Raw genomic sequence first — 10264 nt, forward strand, 5'->3', positions numbered from 1 at the left:
AAATCAAATTATAAAACTGAAAAACAAATCCCATTCTTCGTCTGCGATAACGTGATAATTGATCATCACTCATATCATAGAGAGAATGTCCTTCTAGTAATACTTTCCCATGTTGTGGCTTCGTTAGGCCTCCCATCACATGAAGCAATGTTGATTTCCCACTGCCACTTTTCCCAACAATAGCGACAAAGCTTCCCTCTTCAATTGTTAAATTGATATGTGATATCGCATCAATCTTGTTTTCATCATATCCATAACTTTTCCTTACATCCTGTAATTCTAAAACAATCATATATCATCCCTCCACACATTTAAGTATAGCCTAGAATTGTTACTCGTTGGTGACTGTATACTTGCTCTTTGTTTCTTTATGTGGTAAGACAATCTCAAATACAGCACCATGTTCATTATAAACATGAACAGTCCCATGATGGTCTTCAATAATTTGATGGGTAATAGCTAAACCAATGCCAATACCTTCATTACTTTGATATTGATTGCGATAAAAGCGTTCAAAAATATGGGGTATATCTTCAATCAGAAAACCTTTTCCATGATCATGAATTATGATTTTATTATAAGTTGTTTCTGGTATACAAATAATATCTATAGAGGAATAATCTTTTTGTTCAATACAATTCTTGAGAATATTTTCAATAGCTTCACTCATCCATTGAAAATCACAATAGATGATATGCTCTGTATTTTGCAATTGGAAAGAAACGTGATGTTCTTCCATGAGAGGAATAAGATGTTGTTGAATACTATCTATTAATTCATCTAATAGATATTCTTTCTTATGATATTGAATTGTATGAGATTCTAATTGTGCTAAATGTAATAATGATTCTATGCAATGATGTATTTTTTCAGTTTGAAAAATAATCTGTTCAACAATTTGATGTTGCATATCAGTTGTTGATTCTAATAGTATGTCTTCTTTGAGAAATAATGCTGTTAACGGTGTTTTCATTTGATGAGAGATATTTTCTATATATGTTTTTAAATTTTGTTTTTCCTTATTCAGTTGCTCTACAACTCCTTGCATTCTTTGATTTAATAAGTGAAGATGATTTGATAAAACGGAAATATAACTTTCTCCATCTATAATAGGGAATTCTTTAGATTCTTGATCAATAATCATTTGTGTCATTTCAATAAGCTTCAAAAATAATGACTTCATATGTTGAATATAAAGAAAATGTAAGACAATCCCTCCTATACAAAAACCTATCAAAAGTACATTTAATAATGATTGTGTTATATAAAAATCTATACTCGCAATAAAAAGAATACAAACAAAGATAAATAGACTAGACAGAGCGTATAATGTTTGACTTTTCTTTAATTGTTTTTCCATCGATATCCTATGCCCCTTACTGTTTCAATATAATCAAATCCCTGATACTTTCCTAATTTTTCTCTTAATCTTTTCATATGTACCGTTACTGTATTGTCCTCAATATAATTTCCTGTTCTCTCCTCAATAAACTCAATTAAACGCTCTCTTGTTACAACGATTCCTTAATTTTGTACCATTAAAAATAAGATTTCATAGCCTATTGCACTCAATAGTATTTCTTTTTGGTTCTTTGTTACACGATATTTTTTTAAATCAATCACTAAATCATTTGTTTCTATGACATCTTTATTTTTAATCATACGTCGCATAATAGAATGCATTCGTGCTAATAATTCATTGGCACGAAATGGCTTAACAATATAATCATCGCCACCAGCATTTAATGCTTCGACAATCGTTTCCTCATCATTTCTAGCTGTTAAAAATAAAATAGGAACTTGTGAATATTGACGTATTTGCTGACATAAAATGATTCCATTCCCATCAGGTAATTGTATATCTATAATAACAAGTTCTATTTGTTCTAATTGATTGGCTAATGCACCTTTAAGTGTATATGCTTGCAGTACTTGATAATTCTTCATTGTTAATATTGTTTTTAATGTTTCCTGTATCCCTAAATCATCTTCTACAATTAATATCATCTTTTTTCACCTCTGTCCTTTTATTGTAACACAATTATCACAAAAAAAAGAATAGCTAATTGCTATTCAAATCTTTCATCATGCAAATACATACATCATCATCGATAAAATCGCCATAATTATCAATAATATGATATCCACATTTTTTATAAAAGATGATATTATCCAACATATCTTTTCCAGTTTCAAGGACACTATAATGATATCCCATTTGATATGCTGTTTTTTCAAGATGATTTAATAATTGTGTTGCAATTCCTTGTCTACGATATTGTGGTACAACATACATACGCTTGATTTCAATAGTTTGACTATCCATAATCTTAAAACAGCCACAGGCTATAGCTTCTTGCTGATACCCAACACAAGCATAAGCCATTTTTGATAACTGATGGAAACCTTGATATTTTTGAGATGTTTCATGACCCCACTGTTGTTCAAAAAAATCATCGAGTTGTTTAACTAATAGATGAAGATCATTATTTGTATTATTCACTTTCTTTATTTTCATCATGATTCCTCCTTCACTTTATCATATCATTTTAAAGTGAATAAGCCCATAGATTCTTAATTTGATAACGTAGTTCTTTAAAAGTATATCCTTTCTGACTTTTTTCATAACTATTAGGATCATTAACATAAATCAATCCATCTTTATATTCACGTAAAACAATAAAATGCCCTTCACTTGTAAAGATTCCTTTAGAAACACTACATATGATAGGATGTCCATAGTTTAATGTTTGTTTGATTATATCTTCATCTAATGCTAATTCTCGAACTTTTAATCCAAAGTTTTTAGCTCCCTCTCGCATTAATTCCCAAGATGTACCACTAGCATTATAGTATCCTTTTTGTCTTGCAAACTGTGCAATACAATAAGGGTGATATTGCCCATTTTGTTTCAGATAAGTTATAACCATTGATAAGCAAGTTGGTCCACACCCATTGATTGCCATCATATCATCCCCATATGTCTTATATCCCCATCTTTCATCCCATTGTAATAATAAAGGAATCTCTTTTGTTTTCAGCTCATCTTGTATATTCATATTAAAATCTTTTTTATGATTTTGAGGATAGCGTGAAACAAATGGAATTGTTTCTTTATTATGCAAGGCAAGTTTTAACAAAGAAAGAGGATAATCATTTTGATGTTCTGTAATATATGCCCAATCGGACGAAGCATCATAAGAACTTTCCAAATGAAGATCCTCATTTAAAATATAATGATCTAAAATCAATATAAGAAATGGTATGATAACAATAATAATACAAATAATAATCTTTCTTTTCATATGCTTTCCTCCATACAAATTGAGTATAGAAGAAAAAATGATAAATTTGTTTAACAAATTCTTAAGAATTTCTTAAAGTGTCTGATGTGGAATCAAAATCTCAAAGGTTGTAATATGATTTTCACTCATTGCTTTAATAAAACCATGATGCTGTTCTACAATCATTTTAGCTATAGAAAGACCTAAACCAGAACCACCTGTCGATGAAGAACGTGATTCATCTAAACGATAAAACTGTTCAAATATTGTTTGAAGTTTATCTGGTGGTATTGTATTCCCAATATTTCTAAAAAGAATATGGGTATAAACTTCATCCTGTGTTGCTTCGATAGTAATTGTTGTCTTCTCATCTCCATAATAAAATGCATTTTTTAATATATTATTAAAAACACGTGCTATCTTATTAGCATCAGCATATATTGTCATATTTGTATCTACATAAATATCAATAGTCTGGTGTTTTTGACTCATGATAGGATAAAATTCTTCTTTCATTTGTTCGAGTAAATAAGATAAATGAAGTTCTTCTCTTTGCAAGGGACTATAGGTTTGATTTAACTTTGCTATATCAAAAAACTCATTAATAAGTCTTTCTAAACGATAAGCCTTCTCTAATGTCATATGTGTATACTTATGACGTAGTTCTTCTGGTAAATCTTCAGTTTCTTCTAATAAACATAGATATCCAATAACAGAGGCTAATGGTGTTTTGATATCATGTGCAAGATATGCTATCATATCCACTTTATGCTGAGCTTCTTTGATAGCCTTTTTTTCGTTTTCAATACTCTCTCTCTTAAGTTCGTTTAAATCATTTTCTAATTCAAATAATGATTCATCTAAAATAATTCTTTGATCATTCTTTTGAAACAAGATTTTCATTTGTGAAAATACATGTGATATTTTTTGTATAGCATATACTTCTACAATTAAAGAATTTAACAATAAGACAATTAACAAGGTCATAAATACAAATGCAGTTTGATTTTTTAATATAAAATTAGCAAATGTCCACCCAAATACCTGCTGAATAAAATTAATAGCTGCACCATTATAAAAATGATCAATAAAGAAATAAAATAATAACATCAAAACAATTGATATCATTGCAATAATCAAATGCCTTTTTAAGATTTCTTTTTGAAATCTTCCAGTATAATCTTTAGCCAATTTTATAACCTACTCCCCAAACAGTCTGTATATATTTAGGACTTTCAGCTGAATCATTCATTTTTTCTCTTAAATGACGAATATGAACCATCACTGAACTACTTGAATTTGTATAATATTTTTCACCCCATAAATCTTGAAATATTTGATCTACAGTAACAACCTTTCCTTTATTTTCACAAAGTAAATATAAAATTGAAAATTCTGTAGGTGTTAATGATAAAAGCTGATTATTTAAAAAACATTGATGATTAGCTTTATCTATTGTTAAAGCCCCAATCGTTATGACCGTTTCTTTTTGCAGTGATGGCATAGATGTATAACGTCTTAACTGAGCTTTAACACGCGCCATTAATTCTAATGGACGAAATGGTTTCGTTACATAATCATCAGCACCGATTGTTAAGCCAGTAATTTTATCAATTTCTGTTTCTTTCGCTGTTAACATGATAATAGGAAAATTATGCTTTTCTCTAATATTTTGGCATATTCTTAAACCATCAATATCAGGTAACATAATATCTAAGATAGCTAAATCGATTTCTGTACTATCAACACATTTTAATGCATCATTTCCATTATAAAACTTATAAACAGTATAACCATCATTTTTAAGATACAATTCAACCAGATCCGCAATTTCCTTTTCATCATCTACAACAAGTACATTCATATTCTCACCCCTTTTTCAACATTATATTACAATATTCGTGTGAATATCTTAAGAACTTATTAAGAATATTTAGATATGTTTCATAATAATATCTATTGCTTCAGCAAAACCATCCTCTTGACAATCAGAAACAACCTGATAAGCCAATTCTTTAATTCTTTGTTCAGCATTCATTGGAGCAAATGAATATTGAAATTCTTCAAATAATGATAAATCATTCATTCCATCACCTAATACTGCAACTTCATCTGTTTTAAGATATTTTCTTTTTGCCACTTTCTTAAGAATATAGCCCTTCTGAGCAAACTCATTTGTCACTTCAACATTATCATCAAAAGATGATAAATAAGAAATTGTTGGAATATGTGCCAATAATTTCTTTGCTGGTGTTATTTCACTAGCATCTAAAGAAAAAGCCTCTATCTTTATAATATCAAGATTATCTTTCATAAATTTATCAAAGTCATGAATCATTTGTAAATGATTACAAGGAGATGAAGCAAATCTACCTTCTCCAAAATAATCATCACGACAATTATGGAAACGACGAATTCCTCTTTCAATAAACATATTTTGAACATATTCTGGTTCCAATCTTGTATAAAAACCTTTTGTTGTAAAAATCATATAAGGAATGTGTGCTGTTTCAAAAATTCGAATAATATCTAAACAGACATTTTTATTTAGATAACAATCCATTATAACCTGACCATTCTTATCACAATATTGTGCCCCATTTCCTAATATAGTATCACATTCAATACAATATTGATCGAGTATAGAGCGAACTCCATGATAGTCTCTGCCTGATGCAATAGCGAATTCTATACCCTGATTTTTTAATTTCTGTATAGCTTTCAAATTTCTATCTGATATACCACTTTGATGATTAATCAAGGTACCATCCATATCACTTACAACTAATTTAATCATATAATCACCTTCCTTAAGTATCATATCATACATGAATATGAATATGAATATTTTAAATTTACGAAAACAGAAATTATTAGCATTGCACCTTTATCATAGATTACTTGTGATTATCGATTCTCTATAGTATATCTCTTTCAAGAAACAAAACATTTCTTTATCTAACTTGTTGTTAGATGAAATAAATGAAAATTGACAATACTAACATAAAAATTATCTGATTTGATAAAAAATATGATAAAACTATTTTATTATTGAAGTATCGAAAAAGAGTATCTATAATGAGATAAAGAAATGAGGGAATAACATGTTTAAAATAGGTGAATTTTCAAAACTAACACAAGTATCAGTTCGTATGTTACGCTATTATGATGAAACTGGTTTGCTAAAACCTGCCAAAATTGATCCATGGACAGGATATCGTATGTATTCTGTAGAACAAATACCTATCTTAAATAAAATTATATATTTACGTGACAGTGGCTTTAATGTTGCCGAAATAACTACTGCTCTTCATTGTGAAAATGATGATTTTATTATAGAGCAGCTCGACAAAAAATATGAAGATATTAAACATAACATTCAGATAGAACAAGAGAAACTTAAAAAGATAGAAATAGCTAAAAGTCAACTATTAAATGGAAAAAATGAAATGCATTACAACATTTCAATCAAATCTATTCCTAGTTATCAGGTATTATCCTTGAGAAAAATAATACCTGATTATTATTATGAAGGCAAATTGTGGAGTGAGTTATCAGAATTTTCTAAGCAACATAGAATCGAACTATCAAATGATACATTTTCGATTTATCATGATAAAGATTATAAAGAGGAAAATGTTGACGTGGAATTATGTGTTATCGTCAGTAAAACAGGTGTAGATTCAGGTCCTTTTAAATATAGGCATACTGAACCTGTTTTGATAATGGCTTGTACTATGGTTTATGGAGAATTTTCAAATATTGCAACTGCCTATCTTACATTTGCAAAATGGCTACAAAAAAATAGTCAGTATAAAATGAAAGGTGAAAATAGACAAATTGTGCATCGTGGTCCATGGAATGAAGATAATCCCAAAAAATATTTAACAGAAATTCAAATACCTTTAGAGAAAAGTTTTAATAACATTTTGTAATTTGACATGATATTTTTCTTGACTCTCACATGATGTGAAGGTTTATCATTTGATTATAGATAACCAAAAAGGAGGAAAAATATGACAACTTATAAAGTTAATTCAATTGGAATAATCTCTAACAATGAAACAGGAACATTTATCAAGCTTAATACTGAATTTATTCCAGCATTAAAAGCAATGGATGGTTTTAGCCATATAAATGTGCTTTGGTGGTTCAGTGATTTTGATAAGGAAGAGTTCAGAATGATATTAGAAGCAGAACAGCCTTATAAAAATGCTCCTGAAATAATGGGTATTTTTGCTACAAGATCACCAATACGCCCCAACCCTATTGCATTGACAACAGTAGAAATAATGCATGTTGATTATCAAAATGGTATCATTCAAATTGCCTACATTGATGCTAATGATAACACGCCTATTCTTGATATCAAGCCTTATACACCAAGCCTTGACAGAGTGGAATCACCAGTTGTGCCTAGATGGTGTAGCCATTGGCCAAAAAGTTTAGAAGAATCTGAAACTTTTGCATGGGAACATGAATTTAATTTTTAGAAATGAGAAAGAATAAAAACATAGTTGTCAATCACATGAATGTGAATACAACTATGTTTTTTTTATTGAGCTTATAACCAATATCTCATAAATTTATACATACTTCAAACTATCTGAATACGAAGTTATCTCCTATTTAAAAAAAGTTATCAAAGTGATTTTAGACATACTTGACTCTTTTTAGTAGAATAAAGAAAAGACAAAACAAAGATACATATCCTATGCATATTTGTTTCATCCTATCATATTCAGCAAGCTTAACTCATGCTATAAGCCCATATTTTAAAACTTAATTAGAAATTATATCATACATAATAGCAATATCTTCAGAAGCCATTTGAAATTTAGATTTTTCAATAAGTATATTCTTTCCAGTCATAATATAAGAAGGCATTAAACGTACACCTTTATAAAGTATCTCATTTTTACGTAATTTATATGTTGAAATTGAAGGAATTGCATTTTTTCCTGATTCTTTTTTAGTTATCATATTCATTGCTTTTTTTGATACATCACCCATTAACATGATGACTTTGATATTTGGAAATAAGGCAAGTTCTTTATTTAGGTATGGTAAACTTTCCTGAATCATACTTTTTTCAATACTATAATCAGATTTTGGAGTTTTTACTGCATTAGTAATATAAATACCTAATTCTAAAATATCTTTGGCTGTCCTCACATCTATTCCAGCCTTTTGAAAAAGAGAAACTGCACTTGCTAAATATTCTGCTTCTTGACTCCCATAAAAATCATCTTTTGGATTTGATGGAACAACTTCATTGATAAGAATTGCTTTAATGTTCTCTGGTATAACTTCTACATCATTAAAATATAAATTCTCTTTTATAGTATTCATTTTACCTAATATACTCTTAATATTCATTTTTCCTCCTTATGATGTTGTATTGCTTTTTCACATCTTTCTATTATTTCTTTTCTTAAACTTATGGATTTAATCATATCGATATTAGCATCAAAAGACATTATAAACTCATATAACCATTTATTGAAAAGAAGGGTCGTTTTAACAATAAGATGATTCCCTTTTCATTGATTACTTCTTCACTAAAACTCTATATGCCATATTGAACGGGAAATGAAGTTCTATCTCGATTAATTCTCCCAAATTGTCTAGAAGTGGATATGCAGGGAGCCCACTATCCAATATCATATGAAAAACTGTTTCCTTAAATATTAGATTTCTTATCCGAGAAGAGTCTATAATCTTTTATTATACAACAAACCCTAAACAAATACCATGCTTTATCTATATAAAGCAATTTTAAAGGATAACACTGTCTTCCACTTTTATTACCTGAGGAATTATAATAAATAAAATTGACTTCTCTATGATTTAAGACAATTGTTTTCAAAAGCATAAATATCTTTTTTTCTGCGTACGACTTCCCTAGCGTGAAAAATCAACATCAATCCAATTTGTCATAGATTTTTTAATATTGCATTTAATTTTTCTAAAGTCGTATTATCGTTTGAATATTGTATTGTAGATAAACTTTGCATACCTACCCATATATCTTGTATATTCTCGTATAACAATGTTTTATTCAATATGTAATGATCATATAATTTTACGCCACCATTTCTCCCAGTTGTCACGTATATTGGAATTCCAGCACTACTGATCATATATCTCGATAAATTGTTCTCACTGATACTTCAAGTTTCTCTACTAATTCTGGTGCTGTTGATTGACCCTTATCTATGAAGAGTAAATCATTTTAAACAACTGATTTTCTTGCAATAAATATACCTCCTAACTCTTTTACTTTATTATATCAGATAAAACCTGACAATGTCTGTCAACAAATTTCTGTACTCTAAAAAAAGCAGCAAATTTTAGCACTCGATACTTGACAGTGCTAAAATAAGTGATATAATATAAGTGTAGTTAGGGAAGGTTCCCTAACAGGGTAGTTGTTTCATTTCACAATAGTGAGAATTTTGGTTGTATAAAGAAAGAGGCGATAATTTATGAAATTCCTACCTACATTTAGTGATATGTTTGATGATTTATTCCATGATCCATTTAATTATTCTTCAGTTGATGCAATGCGTACTGATATTGTTGAAAAAGATGGTCAATATTGCATGAATATGGAACTTCCTGGATATAAAAAGGAAGATATTCAGATGGAATTAAAGGATGGTTATTTGATTATTAACGCAACAAAAAACATTGATAATGAGGAAAAAGATGATGAAGGGCATGTCATTAGACGTGAACGTTATAGTGGCAGCTGCAGTCGTAATTTCTATGTTGGTGATGGTATTAAACAGGAAGATATTAAAGCATCATTTGATAATGGTGAATTAAAGATTACAATTCCTAAAGATACTGTAAAACAAGTTGAAGAAAAGAAATATATTTCTATTGAGTAATTCAAAACAGCTAGATATCTAGCTGTTTTCAGCCTGTTGACAAAGAAGGTCGACAGGCTTTACTTAATATGATAGAATAAATAT

The 10264-nt window shown here is 29.0% G+C and carries 15 protein-coding genes; 3 read left to right on the plus strand and 12 right to left on the minus strand.

The window, feature by feature from the left end:
* The 9 genes from BN350_RS18805 to BN350_RS08550 all read right to left on the minus strand — a co-directional run.
* The coding region (locus tag BN350_RS18805; protein WP_044600215.1) for an ATP-binding cassette domain-containing protein at positions 1–292 on the minus strand (292 nt) is incomplete at its 3' end.
* Positions 293–331: 39 nt separating this feature from the next.
* Positions 332–1360, minus strand: a complete 1029-nt coding sequence (locus tag BN350_RS08520; protein WP_028043221.1) for a sensor histidine kinase — start codon at positions 1358–1360, stop codon at positions 332–334.
* Complete coding sequence (locus BN350_RS21315; RefSeq protein ID WP_315968800.1) at positions 1345–1521, minus strand: helix-turn-helix domain-containing protein; 177 nt, start codon at positions 1519–1521, stop codon at positions 1345–1347. Before BN350_RS21315 ends, BN350_RS08520 begins: the two co-directional genes overlap by 16 nt.
* A 3-nt stretch (positions 1522–1524) precedes the next feature.
* Complete coding sequence (locus BN350_RS18810) at positions 1525–2007, minus strand: response regulator transcription factor (protein WP_231385255.1); 483 nt, start codon at positions 2005–2007, stop codon at positions 1525–1527.
* A gap of 55 nt (positions 2008–2062) precedes the next feature.
* Complete coding sequence (locus BN350_RS08530; RefSeq protein ID WP_044600216.1) at positions 2063–2518, minus strand: GNAT family N-acetyltransferase; 456 nt, start codon at positions 2516–2518, stop codon at positions 2063–2065.
* A gap of 31 nt (positions 2519–2549) precedes the next feature.
* Positions 2550–3305 carry a C39 family peptidase gene (locus BN350_RS08535; protein WP_028043223.1) on the minus strand — a complete coding sequence of 252 codons (756 nt, stop codon included), beginning with the start codon at positions 3303–3305 and terminating at the stop codon, positions 2550–2552.
* Between the two features lie 72 nt (positions 3306–3377).
* The gene (locus BN350_RS08540) at positions 3378–4475 is read right to left on the minus strand and encodes a sensor histidine kinase (protein WP_028043224.1); all 1098 of its coding nucleotides are present in this window, start codon (positions 4473–4475) and stop codon (positions 3378–3380) included.
* Positions 4468–5148 (minus strand): VanR-ABDEGLN family response regulator transcription factor, encoded by a 681-nt coding sequence (gene vanR / locus BN350_RS08545; RefSeq protein ID WP_028043225.1) that lies wholly within the window; start codon positions 5146–5148, stop codon positions 4468–4470. The genes BN350_RS08540 and vanR overlap by 8 nt, the downstream gene beginning before the upstream one ends.
* A 69-nt stretch (positions 5149–5217) precedes the next feature.
* On the minus strand, positions 5218–6081 hold the full coding sequence (locus BN350_RS08550) for a Cof-type HAD-IIB family hydrolase (RefSeq protein ID WP_028043226.1): 864 nt from the start codon (positions 6079–6081) through the stop codon (positions 5218–5220).
* 307 nt (positions 6082–6388) lie between these two features.
* Here BN350_RS08550 and BN350_RS08555 point away from each other — a divergent pair, with 307 nt between their 5' ends.
* Positions 6389–7219 carry a MerR family transcriptional regulator gene (locus BN350_RS08555; protein ID WP_028043227.1) on the plus strand — a complete coding sequence of 277 codons (831 nt, stop codon included), beginning with the start codon at positions 6389–6391 and terminating at the stop codon, positions 7217–7219.
* A gap of 81 nt (positions 7220–7300) precedes the next feature.
* Positions 7301–7777, plus strand: a complete 477-nt coding sequence (gene tsaA / locus BN350_RS08560; protein WP_028043228.1) for a tRNA (N6-threonylcarbamoyladenosine(37)-N6)-methyltransferase TrmO — start codon at positions 7301–7303, stop codon at positions 7775–7777.
* Positions 7778–8066: 289 nt separating this feature from the next.
* On the opposite strand, the gene BN350_RS08565 is transcribed toward tsaA, so the two are convergent.
* The 3 genes from BN350_RS08565 to BN350_RS21845 all read right to left on the minus strand — a co-directional run bounded on the left by BN350_RS08565 (position 8067) and on the right by BN350_RS21845 (position 9504).
* A complete protein-coding gene (locus BN350_RS08565; protein WP_028043229.1) occupies positions 8067–8663 on the minus strand; it encodes a uracil-DNA glycosylase family protein in 597 nt (198 codons plus the stop codon).
* 304 nt (positions 8664–8967) lie between these two features.
* Positions 8968–9159: a WYL domain-containing protein gene (locus tag BN350_RS21840; RefSeq protein ID WP_196802955.1), complete on the minus strand. Its 192-nt coding sequence runs from the start codon at positions 9157–9159 to the stop codon at positions 8968–8970.
* Between the two features lie 264 nt (positions 9160–9423).
* Complete coding sequence (locus BN350_RS21845) at positions 9424–9504, minus strand: HTH domain-containing protein (RefSeq protein ID WP_196802959.1); 81 nt, start codon at positions 9502–9504, stop codon at positions 9424–9426.
* 268 nt (positions 9505–9772) lie between these two features.
* Here BN350_RS21845 and BN350_RS08580 point away from each other — a divergent pair, with 268 nt between their 5' ends.
* Positions 9773–10180, plus strand: a complete 408-nt coding sequence (locus BN350_RS08580) for an Hsp20/alpha crystallin family protein (RefSeq protein WP_028043231.1) — start codon at positions 9773–9775, stop codon at positions 10178–10180.
* Positions 10181–10264: the final 84 nt, after the last annotated feature.

Source organism: Candidatus Stoquefichus massiliensis AP9, assembly GCF_000455285.1.
Lineage (GTDB): Bacteria > Bacillota_I > Bacilli_A > Erysipelotrichales > Coprobacillaceae > Stoquefichus > Stoquefichus massiliensis.